The organism is Pseudomonas sp. FP818, assembly GCF_030687335.1.
Classification (GTDB): Bacteria; Pseudomonadota; Gammaproteobacteria; order Pseudomonadales; family Pseudomonadaceae; genus Aquipseudomonas; species Aquipseudomonas shahriarae.
On sequence record NZ_CP117427.1, the window covers coordinates 3,530,273 to 3,555,941 of the forward strand.

The following is a 25,669-nucleotide window of genomic DNA, read 5'->3' on the forward strand; positions in this document are numbered from 1 at the left end:
CCTACCGTACAACTGGTTTTATTTAACAACCACAATGAGAACTCAGCATGCCCCAATCATCGTTAAGCGGCGCCGTGGTGCTGCTGTTCGCCATTGCCTGCGGCCTGTCGGTGGCAAACGTCTATTACGCCCAACCCCTGCTGGATGCCATGGCCACGACGTTCGCCATGGACCCCGCCACCGTCGGCATCGTGATCAGCCTGACCCAGGTCGGCTATGGCCTCGGTTTATTACTGCTGGTGCCGTTGGGTGATCTGCTCAACCGTCGGCACTTGATCGTCGGCCAGTTACTGCTGTCCACCGGCGCGGTATTGCTGGTCGCCCTGTCCAACAGCAGCGTGGGGTTTCTGGCTGGCCTGTTGCTGACGGGCTTGCTCGCCGTGGTGGCCCAGGTATTGGTGGCCTACGCCGCAAACCTGGCGCGCCCCGAGCAACGGGGGCACGTAGTGGGCCTGGTGACCAGCGGCATCGTGGTTGGCCTGCTGCTGGCGCGCACGGTGTCCGGGCTCATGGCGGACCTGGCCGGCTGGTGCTCGGTGTACCTGCTGTCGGCTGGCTTGACGTTGCTGATGGCGCTGCTGCTCTGGCGTGTCTTGCCCGCTACCGAGCAGCCCCGGGCACCAGGCGCCTATCGCCAGTTGCTCGGCTCGGTGTTCAGCCTGTTGCGCGAGGAAAAAGTGCTGCGCGACCGCGCGGTGCTGGCCTTGCTGATTTTTGCCGCGGGCACGGTGCTATGGACGCCCTTGGTATTGCCCTTGAGCGCCCCGCCGCTGTCGTTGTCCCACACCCAGATCGGCCTGTTCGGCCTTGCCGGTGCCGCCGGCGCGCTGGGAGCGGCCCATGCCGGGCGCCTGGCTGACCGAGGCTGGGCACAGTGGACCAGCGGCGCGGCCCTGGCGCTGATGCTGGTGTCTTGGCTGCCCATCGCCTTGACCCAGTCTTCGTTGTGGGCACTGTTGCTTGGGGTGATTGCCTTCGACCTCGGCCTGCAAGCCGTGCATGTCACCAGCCAAAGCCTGATCTACAGCGTGCGCCCCGAAGCCCAGAGCCGCCTGGCTGCCGGCTACATGCTGTTCTATTCGGCAGGCAGCGCCCTGGGCTCGCTCGGCGCCACCCTGATGTACGCCTGGGCCGGCTGGCTCGGCGTTTGTGCCCTGGGCGCCGCCATCAACCTACTGGCCCTGGGATACTGGTGGGCGACCCTGGGGCCTCAGTCCTTGCCGAGCATGCTTTGCAAAACGCCATCCCGGCGAATCCAGCCATGGAACAACGCCGCCGCCAAATGCAGCAACACCGTGAGGAACAGCAAATAGGCGAGATACCCATGGGCCTTGCGCAGAATTGCAAACAACTGCGCGTTGGCCGGCACCCACGCCGGTAACTGCAAAGAACTGCTCAGCATCACTGGGTCACCGGCCGCCGAAATCATCGCCCATCCCAACAACGGCAGCGCCAGCATCAAGCCATACAGCAGCAGATGCGACGCCTTGGCCGCCAACACCTGCCACGCCGGCAAATCGGCAGGCAGCGGCGGCTGGCGGGTAGCAAAGCGCACCACCAGGCGCACGATCACCAACAGCAGAATCGCAATGCCCAATGGCTTGTGCAGGTGCAACAACCATGCATGGCGTTGGGACACCGAGGCCACCATGCCAGCACCGATAAACAGCATGGCAATGACCATCAGCGCCATCAGCCAGTGCAGCAGGCGCGCCAGCGGGGCGAAAAAACGTGATTGAGTCTTCATGGCCGGGACTCCTGAGAGGCGCTGTGCAACTGGCTGACTTCGCCGGTACGGCGCAGGTAGGAACTGGCATAGGCAGCAGAACGTGCAGCCAGCAGCGGGTCATTGGAGGCTTCGATACCACTGGGCAGGATCAGCGGGTCAAAGTTGATATCGCGGCAATCACCGTCCAACTGCGGCTGACTGCGCTCGAGTATCAGGGTGCCGGCATCCAGCACCGTGTGCGCCCCAGACCAGGCCTTGCTGGCGTCATCCACCGGGTCTGAGGGGTTGGCCAGGGTGATCTGCAACTGCCAGCGCAGGGGGCCGGCCGCCAATCGTTGCTCCAGGTCGGCCTGGAGGAAATCCGCCCCTGGCGGCGCAGCGGCTGCGCTGACGTCCTGGCTCATCGGCACCAGCCCCCAGCGCACGGCCTGGCGCTGCCCGTCGGCATTCACCAGGTAAAACGCATTGATGCCGTTGTAACGCTCGGTGGCATAGCTGGCTGACGGCCTGGCCGTCTTGACCCAGGCCAGGAACGGCGCCGTCTCCGGATGGCTGGCAAAAAACGCCGGCATACTGGCCGGGTTGGGCTTGCCGGTCGCCGGGTCGGGAGTCCCCGCCTTGAGCATCTGGTAGAACGCCTCGGGCGTGCCCACCGGGAACACTGGCATGCTGTTCATCCCGCTGCGCCATTGCTGGCCGTTGGCCTGGTTGAACTGCACGGCCAGGCTGCGGATCGGCACGCTGCTGTCCGGGGCATAGGGGTTGCCGCTGGGCAAGGCAAAACGGCCGATCACCGGGGTGCGGGCCTCGCTGAATACCTGCGCACGGGAATAGGCACGCGCCGCAGGACTGCTCTCGAAATAGCCCGCCACGCATACACCCTTGGAATGGTTGCGCCGGTAGCCGGGGTGCACGCCGTTATTGGTTTCCAGGGCATTGACCAGGGCCTGGGGGCGCAACCGCTGCGGGTCGAGTGTACCGTTGACGTAGGCAAACGCCCCGGCGGCGGCGCCGACGACCACGCCGATAGCGGCCAGGCGCAGCATCAGGCTGGCGCGCCCCAGCGGCGGGCGTAAGGGGGATGGTTGATCTGGCATGCAGTGCTCCAGGGCCAGCGGCCACAGGTGAGAGAGAAGCAGGACGAGCGTCGACACGCTCTATTCCCACCCGCACTGTTTATTTTTCAATCCCTGGAATAACCTCCAAGGCCGGACGTCTTCCTGGTCCAAGCACAGTGACCAAGATTGCCATGCACGAACTCGACGACTCATTGCGTGAACTCCTCCCCAGGCTACGGCGCTTTGCCGTATCCCTGACACGCAACCCCAGCAGCGCCGACGACCTGGTGCAGGCCACGCTTGAGCGCGCCATCGTCAGTTGGCGCAACAAGCGCGTCGACGGCGATTTGCGCGCCTGGCTGTTCTCGATCCTCTACCGGCAGTTCCTCGACGCGCACCGGCGTTCGCGGCGTTATGCGCGGATGCTGGAGTTCTTCACCGGTCGTGATGACGCGCAACCGTCAGTCGAACGTACGGTGATCGCCCAATCGACCCTGCAAGCCTTCGACCAGTTGAGCAGCGAGCAACGCGCCCTGCTGCTGTGGGTTTCGGTGGAAGGCTTGAGCTACAAGGAAGTCGCCCATATCCTCGACGTGCCCATCGGCACCGTGATGTCACGCCTGTCCCGTGCCCGCCAGGCCTTGCGCCAGCTCAGCGACGGTGACATCACCCGCCCTTCCCTGCGGATACTCAGATGATCAGCCTGCCCCCCAACGAACGCGACCTGCACGCGTACGTCGATCACCAGCTCAGCGAGCCGGATCGCCGCCAACTGCAGATCTGGCTCGCCGCCCACCCCGAGGTCGCGGCCCAGGTCCACGCCTGGCAACAGGATGCCCAGCACCTGCGCACGGCCATCGGTGCGCCGCCAGCGGCCAACCCCGAGTTGGATCCGGCGCAGATTCGCCAGCGTCTCAAGCACCAGTCGCGCCGCCAGCTGGCCACTGCCGCCATGCTGGTGCTCGCCGTCGGCCTGGGCGGCCTGGGTGGCTGGCAAGCGCGGCAGGCGACCCTGGTCGCCAGCGCACTGCCGATGACCGACGCCATGCAGGCGTACCGCCTGTTTGCCCAGAACCCAATCATGCCCGCCGATTACCAGGTGCAGGGCAATGGCGATATGCAAGCCTGGCTCGACCGTTACTTCGCCCAGGCCCATCGCCTGCCAGACCTCAGCGAGGCCGGCTTCAGCCCGGTCAGCGCACGGCTGCTCAGCACCGATCAGGGCGCGGCAGCGATGGTGCTTTACGAGAACCCGCAGGGCCGGCGCATCAGTTTTTATATTCGCCCGCCCGGCCCGCAAAACACCCTGCTGCCACGGGGCAGCCGCAGTGCCGATGGACTGCAGGCCGAATACTGGTCCAGCCCCGGCTACAACTATGCGATGGTCAGCCCGGAGGACGAGCCGACCACCCCATTGCTCAAGCAGACCACCCGGTTCTAGGACGCCAACGCCATGCCTTTTCGAGAGAGCCGCCCCCGGCGCCTGCCCCTGCTCAAACGCCTGCTGGGCAAAAAAACCGCCCACGACAGCGCGCCAGCCATTCAGCGCTTCTTCGCGGACAAGGCTCGGCAACAGGGCTACACCCTCAGCCCCAGCCAGGTGCAGGTGATCGACGCTATGGCGCGGCAGGCCGCACACCTGCTGGCCCAGCGCCCGACCCGCAGCCTGTACCTGCACGGCGCTGTCGGCCGGGGCAAAAGCTGGCTGCTGGACGGGTTTTTCCAGGCCCTGCCCTTGCCTGACAAGCAGCGGGTACATTTCCACGACTTTTTCGCCCGCCTGCACCGCGGCATGTTTGCCCACCGCCAGCAGGCCGATGCCCTGGGCGCCACTCTGGATCAATTGCTCGACGGCTGCCGGGTGCTGTGTTTCGACGAGTTCCATGTGCATGACATCGGCGACGCGATGTTGATCACTCGCCTGTTCAAGGCCCTGTTCCAACGGGGCATCCTGCTGCTGGTCACCTCCAATTACCCGCCCCAGGGCTTGCTGCCCAACCCGCTGTACCATCAGCGCTTCAAGCCGGTGATTGACTTGATCAGCGCGCGCATGGACGTCATGGAAGTCAGCGCGCCCCAGGACTACCGGGGCCTGGCGCAGAACCACCAGCTGCAGCGCTTCACCCATGGCCAGTACGTGTGGCCGGGCACCCCGGCCCAGCGCCGTGAGCTGGGGCTGCCCGCCACCGATGGCCCGCCCCTGGCGCTGGCGGTCGGCTCGCGGCAACTGCAGGTGCGCTGGCACCAGGCGCGCAGCCTGGCCTTGACCTTCAACGACCTGTGCGAACAGCCCACCGCCGTGATGGATTACCTGCTGCTGTGCGAGGATTTCGACCACTGGATCATCGACGACCTGCCGCTACTCGGCGATTGCCCGATTGCCGTGCAACAGCGCTTTATCAACCTGATCGACGTGCTTTACGACCAGGACAAGCAGCTGACCCTGCTGGGCCAACAGCCACTGGACCACGCCCTGCAAGGCCAGGCGATTGACCTGGCGCGCACCCGCAGCCGCCTGGGGCAGTTGCAACAAGTCAGCCCGCTGGCGCTCAAGTCGCTATCATGAGCGCCTTTGACCTTGTCGAGTGACCTAAGCTGTTCATGGATACCCTTGCCCAACTCAAGGCTGGCCAACTGGCTGGCATCAAGCGCCTGGACCTGTCCTGCGGCCTGACGCAGTTCCCCCGGGAAATCTTCGACCTGGCCGACTCCCTGGAAATCCTCAACCTGAGCGGCAACGCCCTGCGCAGTCTGCCCGACGACCTGCACCGGCTGCCCCACCTGCGCGTGCTGTTTTGCTCGGACAACGCCTTCACCGAACTGCCGGCGTGCCTGGGGCAATGCCAGCAATTGAGCATGGTCGGCTTCAAGGCCAACCAGATCGAGCAGGTGTCGGCTGCTGCACTGCCGCCGCAATTGCGTTGGTTGATCCTCACCGATAACCGTCTCAGCCACTTGCCGGATGAACTCGGCGAACGGCCGCTGCTGCAAAAACTCATGCTGGCCGGTAATCGCCTGGAGCAACTGCCGGCGAGCCTGGCCCAGTGCCATAACCTCGAACTGCTGCGCATCGCCGCCAACCGCCTGACGCAATTGCCGCAATGGCTGCTGACGCTGCCGCGCCTGACCTGGCTGGCCTATGCCGGCAACCCGGTGGAAAGCGCGGTTGAACTGGCAATTGACGACAACACAGCGAATATTCCCTGGGCCGAACTGGAGCTGGCCGAGGTGCTCGGCGAAGGCGCCTCGGGGGTGATTCGCAAGGCACTGCGCAAACCGTCGAACGAGCCGGTCGCGGTCAAGCTCTATAAGGGCACCATCACCAGCGACGGTTCACCGCTGCATGAAATGCAGGCCTGCATTGCCGCCGGGCTGCACCCCAACCTGATCAAGGTGCAAGGCCGGGTAATCGGCCACCCCGATGACCAGGCCGCGCTGGTGATGGACCTGATCGACCCGAGCTACCGCAACCTCGCCGGCCTGCCCAGCCTGGCGTCCTGCACCCGGGACATCTACGACCCCGCCAGCCGTTTCAGCGTGGCTGTGGCGTTGCGCATGGCGCGCGGCATCGCCTCCGTGGCCGCACACCTGCACCGGCATGGCATCACCCATGGCGACCTGTATGGCCACAATATCCTGTGGAATGCCGGGGGTGATTGTTTGCTGGGGGACTTTGGCGCGGCGTCATTCCATGCCACGGCCGACACCTTGGAAACCAGGGCGTTGCAGCGCATTGAAGTGCGGGCGTTCGGGGTGTTGCTGGAGGAGTTGCTGGAGCGCATTGACGCAGGTTTGAGCGATGACCAGCGCCAAGTGCTGGAGGCGCTGCGGGAGCGCTGCTGCCAGCCGCAGGTGCTAGCGCGTCCGGCGTTCGAAGAGATCGAGGCACTGCTGTCCTCACTCTGAAACGCCCTGCAAATGTGGAAGCGGGCTTATGTGTGAGCGGGCTTGCCCGCGATAGCAGTGGGTCAGCCAGCTGATGTGCCATCTGATACACCGCAATCGCGGGCAAGCCCGCTCACACACAAGCCCGTGCCCATAATTCCAGGCCGGGTTTAGCCCGCCAGGCCGACGAACATGTCCTGCACGTCGTCATGGTTGTCCAGGCCTTCCAGGAAGGCTTCGACTTCAGCCATCTGCTCGTCGCTCAGGCCGCTGACCGGGTTTTTCGCGAGGTAGCCCAACTTCGCCGACAACACGGTAAAACCCTGCTCCGGCAACGCCTTCTGCACCGCGTCCAGGTCGGTGGTCTCGGTGATGAACAGGGTCGTGCCCTCTTCTTCACCTTCCTCAAAGTCCTGGGCACCGGCTTCGATGGCGGCCATTTCCGGGTCGGCATCGGGGGTGTCCGGCGAGGCCTCGATCAGCCCTACATGGTTGAAGTCCCAGGCCACCGAGCCCGAAGCTCCGAGTTGCCCCTTGCGGAAAGCTACGCGGATTTCCGCCACGGTGCGGTTGATGTTGTCGGTCACGCATTCAACGATCAACGGCACCTGGTGCGGGGCGAACCCTTCATAAGTCACGCGATGGTACTGCACGGTCTCGCCGAGCAGGCCCGCGCCTTTCTTGATTGCGCGCTCCAGGGTTTCCTTGGGCATCGAGGCCTTTTTGGCCTGCTCGACCACCAGACGCAGGTGGGCGTTGGTCGCGGTGTCCGCACCGTTACGGGCGGCAATGGTGATTTCCTTCACCAGCTTGCCGAAAATCTTGCCCTTGGCATTGGATGCCGCTTCTTTATGTTTAACCTTCCACTGTGCGCCCATGACTCACTCTCTTGATATCCGTGGCGCCGAGACGTCTACTGGCCGGCGCTTTGGCCGCAGAGTTTATAGGGCAAGAACCCATCGTTCCACCAAAAAACCGGCCAGCGTTGCAGGTACCTCAGGTGCGCAGGGGTTTGATTGCCACCGTGCGATCCGGCACAAAGTCGCCCACTTGCGCCAATACCGCAGGCCGGGCGTTCCAATAAGGCATCAGCACCAGCGAGGAAAACAGGGCAGCGCCGGCGAACACGATAAACACCGTCACCGTGTCGAAGTAGCCCGGCAGCAGGCCACCGAGGATCGCGCCCACCGAGCCGCAACCATTGACGAAGCCCGCCGCCGTTGCGCCGGCCTTGGCGGTACCGAAGTCAATGGCCGCCGTGCTGCTGATCATCGAGTCCGGCCCGTACAGGGTCAGGCCCATGACAAACAGCAAAGCCATCACCAACATCACACTGCCGGTATGCAACGCCCCCATAAACAGCGCCAGGCACACGGTCAGCGCCAACAAACTGAGAACACAGGCCGGCATGCGCCGGGCGCCGAACAGTTTGTCGGACGCCAGGCCAATCATGATCGGCCCCAACAACCCCGCCAGCTCGAACGCCGTGGGCACAATGGCCGCGCCGACCTTGCCCACCGAGGGCATCTGCTCATAGACAATCACCGGGCCCCACAACAGGATCGCGTAACGCGCCGGTTTCAACAGGAAGTACGCCAGGCCCAGGGTCAGCACCGTGCGGTTGCGCAAGATCTCGCGCAACGGCTCAAGGATGCTGATTTTTTTCGCCGCCGCCTGCTCTTCGGCGCTCATTGCCGGCTCGGGCTCCACTTCTGGCAGGCCGACGTCCTGTGGCGTGTTGCGCTGGAAAATAAAGAACAGCACCGCCACCACCGCCACCACCGCGGCACTGGAGATAAATGCCGCGTGCCAACTGCCAATCAGGGTGTAGGCCCACCAGCCGGCAAAGGGCGAGGCCACCAGCCCGCCAAACGCGTAACACGAGCTCCACAAGCCCAGCACCCGCCCGCGCTGTTGCGCCGGGAAGAAACTACCGAGGTTCTTGCACAGCCCCGACCAGCCGGTGGATTGCGCCAACCCCTGGATCAACATGCACGTGACAAAGATCGGCAAGGTGGCAAACGTGCCCATGACCAGGGCGGCAGCCGCCGAAATCACCAGCCCGCCCAACACCACCACCCGTGGGCCGAAACGGTCGGCGAGCATGCCCCAGGTGAACTGGCCGACGGCATAGGCCGCCAGGTACAGGCCATCCAGGTTGGCCATCATCATCTTGTCCAGCGGGAAACTCGGGTCGTCAACGATCCCTAACTTGGCCACGGAAAATGCTTTGCGGGTGAAATAGAAAGCGGCATATGCCAGCCAGGTGATGGCGAAAATCTGCACGCGCCAACGCTTGATGCTACCCATAGGGATATTCATGGTGGTTCTGACCTCAGGTGTGAGTGTGCCGGCAGAATCGAGAAGCAATTGCCTGTGTTTTTATTGTTTTGCACTGCAGTACCGGGTGGCAGAGCACCGGGTACTGGTCAGATGAGTCCTGCAAGGTTGCACGCAAGGGCTCATGATCGCCGAAGTTGTAGGACTCAACCTACGGCGACTGAGGGCTATCAAAGCAATGGCTGACTAATAGGTAAAATCGATTTATCGTATTTCAAATATAAGCTCAGCTTGTAAGAGGTCGCGCCATGTCGGTTTCCCACGCCCAACTCAAAGCCTTCCATGCCGTGGCTGTCCATGGCAGTTTCACGTTGGCGGCCGAACGGTTGTTCCTCACCCAGCCGGCCATTTCCGACCAAGTGCGCAAGCTTGAAGAGCGTTTTGGCGTGCTGCTGTTCCATCGCAACAAACGCTCGGTGCGCCTGACCGACCTCGGCGAGCGCCTGCTGAGTATCACCCAGCGCCTGTTTGTCATCGCCGCCGAAGCCCAGGAGCTGCTGCAAGACTCCAAGGCCCTGCAAACCGGCAGCCTGACCCTGGCGGTGGACGCCCCGGTGCATGTGCTGCCGCAAATCGCCCGGTTTTGCGAACGTTATCCGGGAATCACCGTGAAAATCGAGACCGGCAACACCGATGATGCGCTGTACCGCCTCTACAACTATCAGGCCGACCTGGCGTTGGTGGGGCGTGACGTCGACGATGAGCGCCTGCTCTCGATCCCCTTGCGTGATGACCCGATGCTGGCGTTCGTCGCCCGCAACCACCCGTGGGCCGGGCGCGAGTCCATCGAACTGGCGGATCTGGACGACACGCCTCTGGTCCTGCGGGAAACCGGCTCGGTGACCCGTCAGACCCTGGAGCGCGAGATGCACCAGGCCGGGCTGCGCATCCGCCCGGCGATCCAGGTGGAAGGCCGCGAAGCCGCGCGCGAGGCGGTGGTGGTGGGGATTGGCGTGGGCGTGGTGTCGGCGTCGGAGTTCGGCGCCGATTCACGGGTGTATGCCATGCCCATCCGCGACTGCACCCAGCGCATGAAGGAAACACTGGTGTGCCTCAAGGAACAGAGTTCGCGGCGGGTAGTGGTGACCTTTCTGGAGATTGTCCGCGAAAGCCTGCGCGAAGATCAGCCCGAAGCCAACTCGAAGAACGCCTGAATCAAGCGCAATTCCCGGCGCCGCTCCATGCAGCCGAGCATATGTTGGTTCAGCAGCCCGTCGCCACGGATGGGAATCGCGTGCACCCGCGGATCGCGGCTGACTTCCACCGACGACACCACGCCCACCCCCAACTCGGCCGCCACCGCTTCCGTCACCGCTTCGCGGCTGTCCAGTTCCAGCAACACCCTGGGCTGCACGCTGGCCTTGGCACAGGCGTCGTCGAAGGTGCGGCGGGTAATGGAACTGGGCTCGCGCAGTACCATGATCACCTGGTCCAACTGCTCCAGACGGATACCCGCCGGGTCCGCCAGCCATGGGTGGCCAGCCGGTACCAAGGCGCAGATACGGGATTCGTTCAAGGGTTGCAGGTGCACGCCCTTGCGCGGCTCGACCTCGGTCAACACGGCCACATCCGCATGCTCGGACAGCAGCGCCGCCAGGGTTTCCTGGGCATTGCCCAGGCGCAGGTTGACGGTAATCCCCGGGTAACGGGCACGCAGCTTGGCCAGCATCGGCATGACCATATGCGGGCCATCCGCCGCCACTTCCAGGCGCCCGGTGAGCAATTGGCGGTTGGCTTCGAGCAGGGTCTGCGCTTCATCCACCAGGCCGAAGATACTGCGGGTAATGGCCGCCAGCTTGATGCCCTCCTCCGTCAACTCGACGCGCCGCGCGGTACGCCGCAGCAGGGTGATCTGGTAGTGCTCTTCCAGCGCCTTGATATGCCCGGTCACGGCTGGCTGGCTGATAAACAGGCGTGCGGCGGCACGGGTAAAACTGCCGTCCCGGGCCACGGCGTCAAATGCACGGAGTTGGAAAAGATTCATAGCTATCGGCCTCACTGATGGCTGGCATAACAACAAACAATTTGATTGATGACAAGCCAAACTGCAATTTATGTCCCGTAGCTTCATCCCACTGCTTTGCGAGGACATGAGAATGAGTACTGCCGCGCCGATCCTGCTCACACCTGGGCCCCTGACCACCTCCGCCCGCACCCGCCAGGCGATGATGGTTGACTGGGGTTCGTGGGATGACCGCTTCAACCAACTGACCGCCAGCCTCTGCGAGCAACTGCTGGCGATCATCAACGGTGGCGACAGCCATCACTGCGTGCCCTTGCAGGGCAGCGGCACGTTCGCCGTCGAAGCGGCCATCGGCACCCTGGTACCCCGCGATGGCAAGGTACTGGTGCTGATCAACGGCGCGTACGGCAAGCGCCTGGCGAAGATCTGCGAAGTGCTGGGCCGCCCGTTCAGCACCTTCGAAACCGCCGAAGACCAACCCACCACCGCCGCCGATGTCGACCGGCTGTTGCAGGCTGACAGCAGCATCACCCATATCGCGCTGATCCACTGCGAAACCAGCACCGGCATCCTCAACCCACTGCCGGAGATCGCCCAGGTCATCCAGCGCCACGGCAAGCACCTGATCATCGACGCCATGAGCTCCTTTGGCGCGCTGCCCATCGACGCCGCCCAGGTGCCGTTCGATGCACTGATCGCCGCCTCCGGCAAATGCCTGGAAGGCGTGCCAGGCATGGGTTTTGTGTTTGCGAAAAAAGAGGCCCTGGCCGCGGCCCAGGGCAACAGCCACTCCCTGGCCATGGATTTGTTCGACCAGCACGCCTACATGGCCAAGACCGGGCAATGGCGCTTTACCCCGCCGACCCATGTGGTGGCCGCCCTGCATGAAGCGCTGCTGCAATACAACGAAGAAGGCGGCTTGCCGGCGCGCCATCAGCGCTATGCAGCCAACTGCCAGACGCTTCTGGATGGCATGGCCGACCTGGGCCTGCGCAGCTTCCTGCCGAGCGCGATCCAGGCGCCGATCATCGTCACCTTCCATGCGCCGAACGATCCGCGCTACCAGTTCAAAGACTTCTACGAGCGGGTCAAGGCCAAGGGTTTCATTCTGTATCCGGGCAAATTGACCCAGGTGGAGACCTTCCGCGTCGGCTGCATCGGCCATGTCAACCAGGCCGAGATGCAAGCGGCGGTGGCGGCGATTGCCCAGGCGCTGCAAGAGATGGAAGTACTCGAAATCTGATTCCCTCGACGATGGGGCCTTCACGGCCGCCATCGCCGGCAAGCCGACTCCTACCCCTTACTGACAGGATTTAAACCATGAACTATCAGAACCCCAACACCCTGCAGGCCGCCATTCTTGACTGGGCCGGCACCGTGGTCGACTTCGGCTCCTTCGCGCCTACGCAGATTTTTGTCGAAGCGTTTGCCGAGTTCGACGTGCAGGTCTCCATCGAAGAAGCCCGTGGCCCGATGGGCATGGGCAAGTGGGACCACATCCGCACCCTGTGCGATCAGCCGCAAGTCGCCGAGCGCTACCGCAAGGCCTTCGGCCGCACGCCGACCGACGATGACGTGACCGCCATCTACGAGCGCTTCATGCCGTTGCAGATCGAGAAGATCGCCGAACACTCGGCGCTGATTCCCGGCGCCCTGGAGACCATTGCCGCGCTGCGTGCGCAAGGGATCAAGATCGGCTCCTGCTCCGGCTACCCCAAGCAAGTGATGGACAAAGTGGTCGAGTTGGCCGCCACCAACGGCTACATCGCCGACCACGTCGTGGCCACCGACGAAGTACCCAATGGCCGCCCATGGCCGGCCCAGGCCCTGGCCAACGTGATCGCCCTGGGCATCGATGACGTGGCGGCCTGCGTGAAGATCGACGACACCGTGCCGGGCATCCTCGAAGGCCGCCGCGCCGGGATGTGGACCGTGGCGCTGACCTGCTCAGGCAACGCCCTGGGCCTGACCTACGAGCAGTTCCGCGCCCTGGACCCGGCGACCCTGGCCAGTGAACGCCAGCGCATCGAAACGCTGTTTGCCGGCTCGCGCCCGCACTACCTGATCGACACCATCACCGACCTGCCCGGCGTGATCGCCGACATCAATCAGCGCCTGGCCCGAGGTGAAATGCCGCAAAGCGCCTGATCGACGTCAATACATCGCCCCTCACTCGGGCAAACCTTGCATAACAGGTTTAGGCTAAAGGGACTTCGTCGCCAAAGAACGGAGGTTTGCCCCTGATGAGTGAGGAAATACGCGATGCCGTGGAAAAACAGCGAGTCCCGTTACAGTACGATGTCCATCGCCTTGCACTGGCTGATGCTAGTGCTGCTGGTGCTGGTCTACACCACCATTGAGTTTCGCGGGATTTTCCCCAAGGGTAGCGGCGGCCGCACCCTGATCAAGGAAATGCACTTCATGTTCGGCCTGACCGTATTCGTACTGGTCTGGCTGCGCCTGTTTGCCCGCAGCCTTGGCGTGGCGCCGAAGATTTTACCCGCGCCGCCGCAATGGCAAGCCCTGCTGGCGACGCTGATGCATGTGGCGCTGTATGTGTTCATGATCGGCATGCCGATCTTTGGCTGGCTGATCGTCAGTGCCGAAGGGCATTCGGTGTGGTTCTACGGGATCGAGTTGCCACCGCTGATTGGTGAGAACAAGGACCTGGCCAAGCAGATCGAAGGCTGGCATGTGTTGGGCGGCACCCTCGGTTACTGGCTGATCGGCCTGCATGCCGCGGCGGGTCTGTACCACCACTACTTCATGCGGGATAACACCGTGTTGCGCATGTTGCCCAAGCGTTAACCCACAAAACCCCGGCGGCCTTGCAGGCCACCGGTGTGCACAAAAATCAGGCGAGTGCCGGGGGCAAAGCGCCCGGCCTCGATCTGTTGTTTGAGCGCCAGCAGCGCCTTGCCGGTGTAAAGCGGTTCCAACGGCAGGCCGCTGGCCCGCTCGGTGGCCTGGATAAACTCAAGCAATAACGGATCGACCTTTGCAAAGCCGCCACGGCTGGCATCCAGCAACTCATACCCGCCCTGCACGATAGCCTGCACGTTCTGCGCAACGCCGTGGTCATCCGGCACCGCCAGGGCCCCGTACACAAGATGGGCACCCGCCTCCGCCAGCACCAGGCCCGCCAGGGTGGTACCGGTACCGGCTGCCAGCCACCAGGCGTGGTAATCGGCCCAGCCCAGGGTGTGCAACTGCCTGCGCACCTGCTCGACCAACACGCCACAGCCCAACGCCCCTGTCATTGCGCCGCCGCCCTCGGGCACGGGATGCAAATCCGGGTATCGCTCGCGCCAAGGCAACCAGAAGTCCGGCCCATGGCGCGCGCGGTAACCGCCATAGCCCAGCCAGTGCAGTTGCATGCCGAAAGCTTGCAGGTCGAGGACGGTTGGGGTGTCTTGTGGGTGCCCACGCAGCAGGCCGACGGTGGCAAAACCGAAGCGTTTGCCGGCCGCCGCCAGGGCATGCAGATGATTGGAGTAGGCGCCACCCAGACTGATGATACCGCTGGCCCCCGCCTGTTGCGCCTCGGCCAGGTGCCCGGTGAGTTTGAACCACTTGTTGCCGCTGATCAGCGGGTCGATGCGGTCCAGGCGCAACACGGCCACCTCGACCCCGTTCAGCCACTCCAGTTGCAAAGGTTCAAGGGGCGCATGGGGAAGCCAGTCGAAAGGACCCATCAGTGCATGTCTGCATGAAAAAAGGGGCGGTAGTCTAACACCGCCCCTCGTGTCGCCTTACAGCTCGGCGGCGAGGCGCGAGCCCTGGTTGATGGCGCGCTTGGCGTCCAACTCGGCAGCCACGTCGGCCCCCCCGATCAGGTGCACGTTCTGGCCAGCGGCGACCAGGCCGTCCTGCAACTCGCGCAACGGGTCTTGGCCGGCGCAGATGACGATATTGTCCACCGCCAGCACCTGGGGCTCGCCCTCGGCGCCGATCCGGATGTGCAGGCCGGCGTCGTCGATCTTCAGGTACTCGACGCTATTGAGCATCTGCACTTTTTTGTTCTTCAGGCCGGTACGGTGGATCCAGCCGGTGGTCTTGCCCAGGCCGTCGCCAACCTTGGAAGCCTTGCGCTGCAGCAAGTACACCTCACGCGCCGGGGCATGGGGCTGGGCCTTGATCCCGGCCACGCCACCGCGCGCCTGCAGGAGGGTGTCGATGCCCCACTCCTTCCAGAACGCTTCACGGTCCAGGCTGGTGGACACGCCCTGGTGCACAAGGAACTCCGACACGTCGAAGCCGATACCACCGGCGCCGATCACCGCAACGCGCTTGCCCACCGGTTTACGCTGCAGAAGCACGTCCAGGTAGCTGAGCACCTTGGGGTTTTCCACGCCAGGAATCGCCGGGGTACGCGGCGCGATACCGGTGGCCAGAATGATCTCGTCATAACCGCCGGCCACCAGTTGCGCTACATCGACCCGGGTGTTGAGGCACAGTTCGACATGGGTGGTCTGCAGTTTGCGCTTGAAGTAACGCAGGGTTTCAAAAAATTCTTCCTTGCCCGGCACGCGCTTGGCCACGTTGAACTGGCCACCGATCTCGCTGGCCGAATCGAACAGGGTCACCTGATGGCCGCGCTCCGCCGCCACGGTGGCAGCAGCCAGGCCGGCTGGGCCGGCACCGACCACGGCGATTTTCTTGATCTGCTGGACCGGCAGGTAATTGAGCTCGGTCTCGTAGCAGGCGCGCGGGTTGACCAGGCAGGTGGTCAATTTGCCACCGAAGGTGTGGTCCAGGCAGGCCTGGTTGCAGCCGATGCAGGTATTGATCTCGTCGGCCCGGCCAGCGGCGGCCTTGTTGACGAACTCCGGGTCGGCGAGGAACGGCCGCGCCATGGACACCATGTCGGCATCGCCCTCGGCGAGGATCTGCTCGGCCACTTCCGGGGTGTTGATACGGTTGGTGGTGATCAACGGGATCTGCACCGCGCCACGCAGCTTGGCCGTGACTTTACTGAACGCGCCGCGCGGCACCTTGGTGGCGATGGTCGGGATGCGTGCTTCATGCCAGCCGATACCGGTATTGATAATCGTCGCGCCCGCCTGCTCGATGGCTTTGGCCAACTGCACGATTTCTTCCCAGGTGCTGCCGCCTTCCACCAGGTCGAGCATCGACAGGCGGAAGATGATGATGAAATTCGGCCCGACGGCTTCGCGCACCCGGCGCACGATTTCCACCGGCAAACGCATACGGTTTTCGTAGGCGCCACCCCAGCGATCGGTGCGATGGTTGGTGTGGGCGGCGAGGAATTGGTTAATGAAATAACCTTCGGAACCCATGATTTCGACGCCGTCGTACTCAGCGACCTGGGCCAGCAGAGAGCAGGTGACAAAGTCGCTGATCTGCTTCTCGATGCCTTCCTCGTCCAGCTCCTTGGGCTTGAACGGGTTGATCGGCGCCTGGATCGCACTCGGCGCAACCTGCTTGGGGCTGTAGGCATAACGCCCGGCGTGAAGGATCTGCATGCAGATCTTGCCGCCCGCCTCGTGCACGGCCTGGGTGACGATCTTGTGCTTGAGCGCTTCGGCTTCAGTGGTCAGCTTGGCTGCCCCGGAATACACCCCGCCTTCATCGTTCGGGCCAATACCGCCGGTGACCATCAGGCCGACGCCGCCACGGGCACGCTCGGCGAAATACGCGGCCATGCGCTCGAAGCCGCCGGGCTTTTCTTCAAGGCCGGTGTGCATCGACCCCATCAGGGTACGGTTGCGCAAGGTGGTAAAACCCAGGTCCAACGGGGCCAGCAGGTGCGGGTAGGCAGCAGCGGTCATGGTACAGCTCCACAACGGATCATCACGGGACGTGGCAGGCTCGAATGGCCGGCCATCGGTTTATGTCCCACAGACTAAGAGCCCCGCCCTTAGCGCTCAATGACTGAAACTGACAACTTATTGATCCAAATGTGCAGCGCCCCTTGGCAAGCGGGACGACGGGCCCTACCCTAGGGGCGAACCCTGCACACGGCCTGTTGTCTGTTCCCCCATGCGTAAATTACTTGCTTTGACCCTGACCATGGCCCTGGTCGCCGCCGTTTCCGCCTATCTGGTCTGGACCCAGGAGCGCCCCGTGGGGCATTACCTGTCGGACCTGCGGATCAACCTGGCGGTGAACGAGGGCACTCCCGCCGATCACGGCAACCTGCTGGGCATCCAGCCGGAGCTGTTCCCCGCCGACTACCAGAGCCTGGAACGCCTGCACCTGAAGCTCTCGGCCTATCTGCGCAATGCCCGGGACATGGGCCTGATCAACGACAAAACCATCGTGGTCCTGCCGGAGCACGTCGGCACCTGGTTGATGGTCAGTGGCGAAAAAAACCAGCTGTATCAGGCCACCAGCCTGAAAGAGGCGATGAACTGGCTGTCGGCAAGCAATCCGTTGCTGTTCCTGCGCGCACTGATCAGTGCCCAGGGCGATAACCGCCTGGACGATGCCTACCTGCGCATGAAGGCGCCGGCCATGGCCCGTGATTACCAGGTGCTGTTTGGCGGTCTGGCCAAAGAGTTCGGAGTGACCCTGGTGGCCGGCTCCATCGCCCTGCCCAACCCGAGCGTCAGCCAGGGCCAATTGCAGGTCGGTCATGGCGCGCTGTACAACACCAGCCTGGTGTTCGACCGCGATGGCTTGCCGTTGGGCCAACCCCAGCGCCAGCTCTACCCGATCTTCAATGAGCGCGGCTTTATCGCCCCGGGCGACGAAAACGCGATCAGCGTGATCGACACTCCGGCCGGGCGCCTGGGCATCCTGATCGGGCAGCGACAGCTGGTACCCCGACAACTACCGCAAGCTCAACGAACAAGGTGCGCAATTGGTGGCCGTGCCGGCACTGGTGATTGGCCGCGACACCTGGGACAAGCCATGGCGCGGCTTCAAGAGCGTGTCCACGCCCCCGGAAGTCAGCCTCAAGCCCGAAGAGCTCAGTGAAGGCGAAGCCTGGCATCGTCTGAGCCTGATCAGCCAGCCTCCCATCAGCCTCGCGGGTGCGGGCATGAGCGTATTCATGCGCGGGCAATTCTGGGACCAGGGAACCAGCGGCCAGAGCTTTCTCAGTGCCCAGGGCCAAGTCTTCGCCGACAGCAACGCGCGTGGTGCGCGCCTGCTGAACGTGTGGCTGTAAGCCCATGAAACCGGCACCGATGCGCCTCGGGGACTTATCGGTGGGCATCGTGCATACCCTGGCCGACGCCATCCTCAGCCATGGCCTGGACCCGCAGCCGCTGCTGTTGCAGTACGGCCTCGACCCGGCGCGCTTGAGTGAGCCCGGTGCGCGCCTGTCGATCCCACGCTATATGCGCCTGGGCCATGCAGCCATCCAACTGACCGGCGACCCCAGCCTGGGCCTGCGCATGGGCCAGTTGAGCCGCATGAATCAACTTGGCCTGGCCGGCGTCACCGCCGCCCAGGCGCCCAACGTGCGCGAAGCCGCGCGCACCCTGACGCGCTTCGAGGCCCTGTACGGCGCCAACTACCGTGGCCAGTCGAGCTTTCATGAAGACGCCCAGGGTGCCTGGCTGCGTTTCTATTCCATCAGCCCCTACAACGCCTATAACCGCTTCGTGGTGGACTCGATTCTGGCCGGTTGGCTGCAGCAGATGGCGACCTTGTGCCAGCAGCCTGTATTGGCCGAGCGGATCGAAATCGAATTCGCCGCGCCGGACTACAGCGCGAGCTACACCGTGCTGGGAGATTGCCCGATCCAGTTCGGCGCCGAACTCAATCAACTGCGCCTGAGCCAGCACAGCCTTGGCCTGCGCAACCCGCAGCACTGCCCCAGTACCTGGCACTTGCTGCTGCAACTGTGTGAACGGGAATTGGAACAACTGACCCGCACCCGCAGCCTGCGCGAGCGCATCACACGTTTACTGGGGCCGATGCTCAATGGCGGCCGGGAACCCGACCTGGAAGAAGTGGCGGCACGCCTGAAACTGCCGACCTGGACCTTGCGCCGCAAACTGGCCGAGGAAGGCACGCAGTTTCGCGCCATTCTCAACGACACCCGTCGCGACCTGGCCATGACCTACATTCGCGATACCGAACTGGCGTTCGGGGAAATTGCCTACTTGCTCGGTTTCGCCTCAGCGGAAGCCTTTCAACGGGCCTTCAAGCGCTGGAACAGACAGACCCCAGGGGAATTTCGCCGCAGTCAGCGGCATTCCGCCTGACGCCTGCCTACAGCTCGGTGGCGTCGTCGGCCGGGTGCGAAGGGTCCAGTTCAAAGGCCTGGTATTCCAGCAGCTCTTCTTGATAATCGTCCATCGTCGACTCCTTGTTTAATCAAAGCAGGTGGCGTAAGTGACCTGCATCACCAGCGTAAAGTGCCGTCATGACGAAAAAAAGACAGGGGCATGACGTTCCTGCGCTTGAAGATTAAACGCAGCAGCCAGGCGCGGATTTAACCGAGCGATTTAAATGCAACTGCAATCATTGCAATTGCAATCACATGTCAACTTCCAGTAGGGTGATGCGCTCCATTGCCATGGGACGTGACTCATGACTGCCAGCACTGCGCAATCCGCACGAATCTGCATCGACACCCTCAACGATCAACAACCACCCCGCAGCTCGCCCCTGTATACAGTGATGGCCATGGCCAACACCCTGGAGTTCCACCCGGCGACACGCCGGCAAGCCTGGGTCATTCGCGGCCAATCCCACTCCAGGCGCATTACCGCCTGGCCCACCTGGTTTGCGCGTAATACCGGGGAAAAACCACTGCTGTACCTGCATAACGCCACTTCATCGGCGCAGTTGCGTGCCCTCTGCCAGGGCACCGATCAACGCGGGATTCTGTGCAACGACATCCACACCCGCCCCGCCTCCGGGCGCCACGGCGCGCACCCTTCACTTGCGCTATGGCTGGCCAGCAACCCGCAGTGCACCCCATACGATCCAGCCTCCGGCGACGAAACCCGAGCGATTGTGCTGGCGGGTTTGCACGCGCTGTATGTCGACGGCAGGCCCGGATTTTACTACCTGGCCCTGCATGACCAGGACGACGGACCTGGACTGGCGCCACAGCACCGACAGGATGCAATCAAGGGGATGTATCGGATCGGGCGCGAGCCACCCGGCGAATTGCACGTGCGCTTGCTGGGGGCTGGCCGCGCACTTGAAGAAGTCCTGCATGCAGCGAGGCTGCTGGAGACCGACTGGAACGTATCGGCGCAGTTATGGAGCTGCCCCAGCTACACCCGGCTGGCGCGGGAAGCACGCGCCGCCGAGCGCTGGAACCGCCTACACCCTCTGGCCGAAAAGCGTAGCTGCCACTTGCGCGATTGCCTGGCGGCCCACCACAGCCCGGTGATCGCTGTCACCGGCTATCCGCAATCCATCGTCGACCCGTTGGCGGCCCATGTGGATGCACGGTTTGTCGCGCTGGGGGCCGGCTCAGTCCAACCGACGGCACCTGACCGCTACTGGATTGCCGTGCTGGCCCTGAAGGCGCTGGCAGACGAGGGACGGATCGAGGTGCGACAAGTGGAGCGCGCGCTGCAACAGTACGCCCTCAAATGAGCAAGAGCATGCCCTTGCCTATGGTGTTTCAGGCCTGCGCCGTCCGCGGGTCTGCACACTGGCCTGCATCGCCAGCCCGGCCGTGCGCTCCAGCGCATCGGCAAAGCCCTGGCGTTGCTCGGCGTCGAGTTGCGAGAGGAACAGTTCATCCACAGTACTTTCGTAGATGCCCCACATCTTTTTACGCAACACCCGGCCCTCATCGGTGATCGAGGCAAACGCGGCGCGCCCGTCACCTTCGCAGCGCGAGCGCACCACCAGGCCGTCCTTTTCCAGGCGGTCCACCAATCGCGTCAGGTTGTAGCGCTCGATCGCCAGCACATCGGCCAATTCATGCATGCGCCGAGTGCCATCAGGACCGCTTTCCAGGCCCCACAGGGCATCGTACCAGGCGTATGGCGGCAGGTCGGCCAAGGCCAGGCGCCGTTCGATTTCACGGATGACTGTCCTGTGGGCCCTGACAAAACGGAACCAGACATCAGGCTCTTTCGACGACATGCAACACCATCCGGGGAATTCGAGAAGGTTGCAATGGTAGCGCATCCCGCGCTAAATTCAGGCATGTAGTTGCAATTGCAATTACTTTTGCAGCGTGCCGAATCACCTTCCCACAAGGAAACCGCACGCTGGTATCCGCACACCTGGAGCCTCACATGAACGCGAACAACGCAGTAAGACTCGACGACGATCCACAGGAAACCCGCGAATGGCTGGAGTCCATCGAATCGGTGCTGTCCACCGAAGGTCGCCCCCGCGCCCATTACCTGATCGATCAGTTGCTGGATTTCGACGTAGCGCGACATGGCGACTTCCATGGGCGGGTCACCACCCCCTACGTCAACACCATCGCGGTGGACCGGCAACTGCCCTACCCCGGCAACCTGGCAATCGAACGCCGGCTCAATGCGTTTATCCGCTGGAACGCCATGGCCATGGTCTTGCGCGCCGGTAAACACTCGGGCGTGGGCGGGCATATCGCCACCTATGCGTCGGCCGCGGTACTCTACGACGTAGGCTTTGACCATTTCTTCCGTGGTCGAACCGAGACCTTTGCCGGCGACCTGGTGTATATCCAGGGGCACTCCTCGCCAGGCATCTACGGGCGCGCCTACCTCGAAGGGCGCATCGACGAAGCACAACTCGATAACTTCCGCCGCGAGGCCGGCGGCCAGGGTCTGTCGTCCTATCCCCACCCCCGCCTCATGCCGGACTTCTGGCAGTTTCCTACCGTGTCCATGGGCCTGGGGCCGATCACTGCGGCCTACCAGGCGCGATTCATGCGCTATCTGGACCTGCGCGCCCTCAAGCCTGAGGCGGGGCGCAAAGTTTGGGCGTTCCTGGGGGATGGCGAGATGGACCAGCCGGAATCCCTGGCGGCGATCTCCCTGGCGGGGCGCGAGAAACTCGATAACCTGATCTTCGTGGTCAACTGCAACCTGCAACGCCTCGACGGCCCGGTACGGGGCAACGCCAAAGTCATCCAGGAATTCGAAAGCCTGTATCGCGCTGCCGGCTGGAACGTGATCAAAGTCATCTGGGGTAGTGGCTGGGATGCCCTGCTGGCCAAGGACCGCAGCGGCCTGCTGCGCCAACGCATGATGGAATGTGTGGATGGCGACTATCAGAACTACAAGTCGCAAAACGGCGCCTACGTGCGCGAACACTTCTTCGGCAAATACCCGGAGTTGCTGGCACTGGTGGAGGATCTTTCCGACGACGATATCTGGAAGCTCTCACGGGGCGGCCATGACCCCGACAAGGTCTACAACGCTTATGCCGCCGCAGTCCGCCATACCGGGCAACCTACGGTGATCCTGGCGAAAACCGTCAAGGGTTTTGGCATGGGCGAGGCAGGCGAAGGCCAGAACATCAATCACCAACTCAAGAAAATGGGCGCCGAGGCCGTCAAGGCGTTCCGCGACCGGTTCGGCCTGGAGGTGGCTGACGACCAACTGGCTGAAATCCCCTATCTCAAGCCCGCTGCCGACAGCGAAGAAGGCCGCTACTTTGCCGCGCGGCGCCAGGCCCTGGGCGGTTATATTCCTGCCCGGCACAGTTCGGTACCGGCCCTGCAAGTGCCGCCGCTCGAAGCGTTTGCCACCCAACTCAAAGACACTGGCGAGCGTGCCATTTCCACTACCATGGCCTTCGTGCGCATCCTCGGCGCCCTGCTGAAAGACCCGAACATCGGCAAGTTGATCGTGCCGATTGTGCCGGACGAATCGCGCACCTTTGGCATGGAAAGCCTGTTCCGCCAGATCGGTATTCATTCTGCCGTGGGTCAGCTCTACACCCCGCAGGACGCCGGGCAACTGAGCTACTACAAAGAGAGCAAAGACGGGCAGATCCTACAGGAGGGCCTGAATGAGTCCGGCGCGTTTTCTTCGTGGATCGCTGCCAGCACGTCCTACGCCAACCACGGCCTGATGACGCTGCCCTTCTATATTTTCTACTCGATGTTCGGTTTCCAGCGTGTCGGCGACCTGGCCTGGGCCGCAGGCGATGCGCGGGCCCGTGGCTTCCTGCTGGGGGCCACCGCCGGGCGCACCACACTGATGGGCGAAGGCTTACAGCACGATGATGGGCATAGCCATGTGCTGGCCTCGGTGGTTCCTTGCTGCGTGTCCTACGACCCAACCTTTGCCTACGAGCTTGCGGTAATCATCCGCGAGGGCATGCGGCGCATGTACGTCGAACAGGAGGACATTTACTACTACATCACCCTGCTCAATGAAAACTACCCGCACCCGGCCATGCCCGAAGGTGTCGAGGATGGCATTCTCAAGGGCATGTATCGACTGAAGGCGGGCCAGCAAGCCCAGGTGCAACTGATGGGCAGTGGCTCGATCCTGCGCGAAGTGATCGCCGCCGCAGATTTGCTACGCGAGGACTTTGCCGTGGACAGTGACGTCTGGAGTGTTACCAGCCTCACCGAACTGCGCCGCGAGGGCCTTGGGGTGGAGCGCTGGAACCTCTTGCACCCCGAGGACGAGCCACGCACCAGCTACGTGGAGCAATGCCTGGCGGACCACCCGGGGCCGGTGGTGATTGCCACCGACTACATGAAGATCTTCGCCGATCAGATTCGCCCATTCGTCACAGGCAGGCGCTTTGTCGCGCTGGGCACTGACGGTTTTGGCCAGTCCGATACCCGTGAAGCGCTGCGCGAGTTCTTCGAGGTGGACCGCCATTTCATCGTCTTGGCGACATTGAAGGCCCTGGCTGATGACGGCCTGATCAGCCGCACCAAAGTCGGCGAGGCAATCAGCCGCTACGGGATCGACGTCGATAAAGCCGACCCGGCCGGCGTCTAGTTACTGCCCGTTGGCCGGCAGCGGCGGGATGGTCTCTGTCGGTGGCGGCAGCACAGGCGCAGTCGGCGCTGGCGCTTCTGCCGGCACTGGTTGTGGCGCAATCGGCGTGGCTTCCACCGGTGGTGCAAGCGGCTCCGAGACGGGCGGTGCGACAGGCATGGCCGGCGCTTCCTGCGGCGCTTGCACCTTGTCCACCACCGGCGCGGGCTTGGGCTCCGGCACGCCGAGATCGGCCTTGGGCGCTTCGGGAATGTGTTCGGCGGCCTTCACTTCCTGAGGCAGGAACACGTCCACCAAGGCAAAGTAGCGGTCATAGAATTTGGGTGAGGTGACGGTCTCGCTGGCCACCTTGACCATCGAGTCGTCGGTGGAGCCAATCGGCATCGACACCGAACCCAGCACGCCCACCCCCAGGCTGGCGGAGTTGTTGACCTTCTTCAGCGCGTAGCGATCCTGCAGGGCGTTGGCAAACATCGTCGCATGATGCTCGCCGCTGCCATCTTCGGCACACACCACGTTGAAGCTGATCTGCAGATGGGTCTCACCGGTCTGCTGGAAACTTTTGTTACCACTCACCAGCTTCGGGTCGCTGCTGGTGATGATGTAGCCCTGGCTGAGCAACGCCCGGCGTGCCGCTTCGCAGGCCGCGACATCGCTGACCGGGTAATTGCGCGAAAACGTACCGGAATCGTCGAAATTCTCATGTTCGTAGATAGCGGTCTTGGGCGACGAGCAGCCCGTGGCGCCTGCCAGCACCAGCGCGAGCGCAAGGCCACGCAAGTGAAATGAAGTCGACATTGATCATCCTGAGGAAAACGGTCAGGGCGGTATTGTGCAACAGATCACCGGGTGCGCGCGCGGATTCCTGTCGGTAAAACGTCACTGGCCGGCTCGACGCGCGGTGCAGGAAAAAGCCTGGCGCTCATATGATCGATAAACACCCGCAGTTTGGCCGAGGCATGTCGGCTCGACGGCCAGAGCATCCAGAAGCTGCCACTGTGCTCCAGGTAATCGTCCAGCACCCGCTGCAGGCGGCCCTGCTCGACGGATTCGCGGACCATGAAGTCCGGCAGGCAGGCAATCCCCAGGCCTTCGTGCACTGCGTGCTTTAGCGACTCGATGGTAGTGCTGACCAACGGTGCACGCAGCACCGGCTCGGGTTCGCCGGGTAAATGGCGCAGGGGCCAGCTCTCCAGCTTGCCGGTGGCGCAGAACTTGTGACGCAGGCAGGCATGATGGTTGAGGTCCGCAGGACAGGCCGGTACGCCGTGTAGGGCGAAATACTGCGGCGCTCCCACCAGCACCAACCGATAGTGCCCCAGCAGCCGCGCCGACAGCCGCGAGTCCTCGGGCCTGCCGGTGCGCACCACAGCGTCGAAGCCTTCCTCGATCACATCCACCATGCGGTCGGAAAAATCCACGTCCAGCTCAATCTCTGGATAGGCCCGCATAAATTCGGTCAGCACTGGCATCAACAGGCCCCTGACCTGGGGCAAGCTGATGCGCAATTTGCCACGGGGGGTGGTCGCTGCTTCAGTCAACTCCTGCTCGGCCGCTTCAACCTCGGCCAGGATCCGCCGTGAACGCTCGAGAAACAGCGCGCCCTCGGCCGTCAGCGTGATACTGCGGGTACTGCGATGGAACAGCCGCACCCCCAGACGCTGCTCCATGCGCGCAATGCTTTTGCCCACAGCCGAGGACGAGACCCCCAGCAGCCGACCGGCCTGGGTAAAGCTGCGGGTCTCCGCGACCTGCACAAACACCGACATACTGCCCAGACTGTCCATTGTCACTACCTGCGAATTACGGATATAAACGTCCGATAAGTTCGGAACCTTAGCCCATTTTT

The 25,669-nt window shown here is 63.2% G+C and carries 22 protein-coding genes and 1 pseudogene; 13 read left to right on the plus strand and 10 right to left on the minus strand.

Translation table 11 applies throughout. From position 1 onward, the window contains the following. Positions 1 to 47: 47 nt before the first annotated feature. Positions 48 to 1,313 carry an MFS transporter gene (locus tag PSH80_RS15700; protein ID WP_305417420.1) on the plus strand — a complete coding sequence of 422 codons (1,266 nt, stop codon included), beginning with the start codon at positions 48 to 50 and terminating at the stop codon, positions 1,311 to 1,313. On the opposite strand, the gene PSH80_RS15705 is transcribed toward PSH80_RS15700, so the two are convergent. Both PSH80_RS15705 and PSH80_RS15710 read right to left on the minus strand, forming a co-directional pair. Next, on the minus strand, positions 1,211 to 1,747 hold the full coding sequence (locus tag PSH80_RS15705) for a cytochrome b (RefSeq protein WP_305417422.1): 537 nt from the start codon (positions 1,745 to 1,747) through the stop codon (positions 1,211 to 1,213). The genes PSH80_RS15700 and PSH80_RS15705 overlap by 103 nt on opposite strands. Beyond that, positions 1,744 to 2,826, minus strand: coding sequence for a catalase family peroxidase (locus PSH80_RS15710; RefSeq protein ID WP_128593481.1), 1,083 nt, complete (start codon positions 2,824 to 2,826; stop codon positions 1,744 to 1,746). The genes PSH80_RS15705 and PSH80_RS15710 overlap by 4 nt, the downstream gene beginning before the upstream one ends. Before the next feature lie 152 nt (positions 2,827 to 2,978). Between PSH80_RS15710 and PSH80_RS15715 the strand changes: the two genes are divergently transcribed. Genes PSH80_RS15715 through PSH80_RS15730 form a run of 4 tightly spaced genes read left to right on the plus strand, consistent with a single transcriptional unit; the run spans position 2,979 to position 6,693 of the window. Further along, the gene (locus PSH80_RS15715; protein WP_305420606.1) at positions 2,979 to 3,485 is read left to right on the plus strand and encodes a sigma-70 family RNA polymerase sigma factor; all 507 of its coding nucleotides are present in this window, start codon (positions 2,979 to 2,981) and stop codon (positions 3,483 to 3,485) included. After that, positions 3,482 to 4,228: an anti-sigma factor gene (locus PSH80_RS15720; RefSeq protein ID WP_057960049.1), complete on the plus strand. Its 747-nt coding sequence runs from the start codon at positions 3,482 to 3,484 to the stop codon at positions 4,226 to 4,228. Before PSH80_RS15715 ends, PSH80_RS15720 begins: the two co-directional genes overlap by 4 nt. Positions 4,229 to 4,240: 12 nt before the next feature. Next, a complete protein-coding gene (zapE, locus tag PSH80_RS15725) occupies positions 4,241 to 5,353 on the plus strand; it encodes a cell division protein ZapE (RefSeq protein ID WP_220172371.1) in 1,113 nt (370 codons plus the stop codon). Between the two features lie 35 nt (positions 5,354 to 5,388). Further along, on the plus strand, positions 5,389 to 6,693 hold the full coding sequence (locus PSH80_RS15730; RefSeq protein ID WP_169990348.1) for a protein kinase: 1,305 nt from the start codon (positions 5,389 to 5,391) through the stop codon (positions 6,691 to 6,693). 149 nt (positions 6,694 to 6,842) lie between these two features. On the opposite strand, the gene PSH80_RS15735 is transcribed toward PSH80_RS15730, so the two are convergent. Both PSH80_RS15735 and PSH80_RS15740 read right to left on the minus strand, forming a co-directional pair. Continuing rightward, positions 6,843 to 7,550 (minus strand): YebC/PmpR family DNA-binding transcriptional regulator, encoded by a 708-nt coding sequence (locus PSH80_RS15735; RefSeq protein WP_057441529.1) that lies wholly within the window; start codon positions 7,548 to 7,550, stop codon positions 6,843 to 6,845. Between the two features lie 118 nt (positions 7,551 to 7,668). Then, on the minus strand, positions 7,669 to 8,994 hold the full coding sequence (locus PSH80_RS15740; RefSeq protein ID WP_305417428.1) for an MFS transporter: 1,326 nt from the start codon (positions 8,992 to 8,994) through the stop codon (positions 7,669 to 7,671). A gap of 266 nt (positions 8,995 to 9,260) precedes the next feature. Here PSH80_RS15740 and PSH80_RS15745 point away from each other — a divergent pair, with 266 nt between their 5' ends. After that, positions 9,261 to 10,166, plus strand: coding sequence for a LysR substrate-binding domain-containing protein (locus tag PSH80_RS15745; RefSeq protein WP_200656910.1), 906 nt, complete (start codon positions 9,261 to 9,263; stop codon positions 10,164 to 10,166). On the opposite strand, the gene PSH80_RS15750 is transcribed toward PSH80_RS15745, so the two are convergent. Further along, complete coding sequence (locus PSH80_RS15750; protein WP_120733508.1) at positions 10,136 to 10,996, minus strand: LysR substrate-binding domain-containing protein; 861 nt, start codon at positions 10,994 to 10,996, stop codon at positions 10,136 to 10,138. The two genes, PSH80_RS15745 and PSH80_RS15750, sit on opposite strands and share 31 nt — an antisense overlap. A gap of 112 nt (positions 10,997 to 11,108) precedes the next feature. Between PSH80_RS15750 and PSH80_RS15755 the strand changes: the two genes are divergently transcribed. The 3 genes from PSH80_RS15755 (at position 11,109) to PSH80_RS15765 (ending at position 13,783) form a co-directional block, all read left to right on the plus strand. Beyond that, positions 11,109 to 12,218, plus strand: coding sequence for a 2-aminoethylphosphonate--pyruvate transaminase (locus PSH80_RS15755; RefSeq protein WP_057444272.1), 1,110 nt, complete (start codon positions 11,109 to 11,111; stop codon positions 12,216 to 12,218). 77 nt (positions 12,219 to 12,295) lie between these two features. After that, positions 12,296 to 13,123 (plus strand): phosphonoacetaldehyde hydrolase, encoded by an 828-nt coding sequence (gene phnX / locus PSH80_RS15760; RefSeq protein ID WP_057441522.1) that lies wholly within the window; start codon positions 12,296 to 12,298, stop codon positions 13,121 to 13,123. A gap of 114 nt (positions 13,124 to 13,237) precedes the next feature. Beyond that, positions 13,238 to 13,783, plus strand: coding sequence for a cytochrome b (locus PSH80_RS15765; RefSeq protein WP_057960053.1), 546 nt, complete (start codon positions 13,238 to 13,240; stop codon positions 13,781 to 13,783). Here the strand turns inward: PSH80_RS15765 and PSH80_RS15770 are convergent. After that, positions 13,780 to 14,670: a 1-aminocyclopropane-1-carboxylate deaminase/D-cysteine desulfhydrase gene (locus PSH80_RS15770; protein WP_057960054.1), complete on the minus strand. Its 891-nt coding sequence runs from the start codon at positions 14,668 to 14,670 to the stop codon at positions 13,780 to 13,782. The two genes, PSH80_RS15765 and PSH80_RS15770, sit on opposite strands and share 4 nt — an antisense overlap. Positions 14,671 to 14,727: 57 nt before the next feature. Continuing rightward, positions 14,728 to 16,767 (minus strand): NADPH-dependent 2,4-dienoyl-CoA reductase, encoded by a 2,040-nt coding sequence (locus PSH80_RS15775; RefSeq protein WP_115128504.1) that lies wholly within the window; start codon positions 16,765 to 16,767, stop codon positions 14,728 to 14,730. Positions 16,768 to 16,978: 211 nt separating this feature from the next. Here PSH80_RS15775 and PSH80_RS15780 point away from each other — a divergent pair. From PSH80_RS15780 to PSH80_RS15790, 3 genes and pseudogenes are all read left to right on the plus strand, one after another. After that, positions 16,979 to 18,110, plus strand: a pseudogene (locus PSH80_RS15780) (carbon-nitrogen hydrolase family protein). A gap of 4 nt (positions 18,111 to 18,114) precedes the next feature. Further along, entirely contained in the window at positions 18,115 to 19,155 is a 1,041-nt protein-coding gene (locus tag PSH80_RS15785; RefSeq protein ID WP_220172375.1) for an AraC family transcriptional regulator, read from the plus strand. A 328-nt stretch (positions 19,156 to 19,483) separates the two neighbouring features. Continuing rightward, positions 19,484 to 20,506: a hypothetical protein gene (locus tag PSH80_RS15790; protein WP_057960057.1), complete on the plus strand. Its 1,023-nt coding sequence runs from the start codon at positions 19,484 to 19,486 to the stop codon at positions 20,504 to 20,506. Between the two features lie 18 nt (positions 20,507 to 20,524). Here the strand turns inward: PSH80_RS15790 and PSH80_RS15795 are convergent, their stop codons facing one another. After that, entirely contained in the window at positions 20,525 to 21,004 is a 480-nt protein-coding gene (locus tag PSH80_RS15795) for a MarR family winged helix-turn-helix transcriptional regulator (protein WP_057441509.1), read from the minus strand. Positions 21,005 to 21,159: 155 nt separating this feature from the next. Between PSH80_RS15795 and aceE the strand changes: the two genes are divergently transcribed. Then, positions 21,160 to 23,820, plus strand: a complete 2,661-nt coding sequence (gene aceE, locus PSH80_RS15800; RefSeq protein WP_305417439.1) for a pyruvate dehydrogenase (acetyl-transferring), homodimeric type — start codon at positions 21,160 to 21,162, stop codon at positions 23,818 to 23,820. Here aceE and PSH80_RS15805 read toward each other — a convergent pair whose 3' ends face one another. Both PSH80_RS15805 and PSH80_RS15810 read right to left on the minus strand, forming a co-directional pair. Next, positions 23,821 to 24,618, minus strand: coding sequence for a DUF2242 domain-containing protein (locus PSH80_RS15805; RefSeq protein ID WP_128593477.1), 798 nt, complete (start codon positions 24,616 to 24,618; stop codon positions 23,821 to 23,823). Positions 24,619 to 24,662: 44 nt separating this feature from the next. Next, positions 24,663 to 25,607, minus strand: coding sequence for a LysR family transcriptional regulator (locus tag PSH80_RS15810; protein ID WP_305417441.1), 945 nt, complete (start codon positions 25,605 to 25,607; stop codon positions 24,663 to 24,665). Between the last annotated feature and the right edge of the window lie 62 nt (positions 25,608 to 25,669).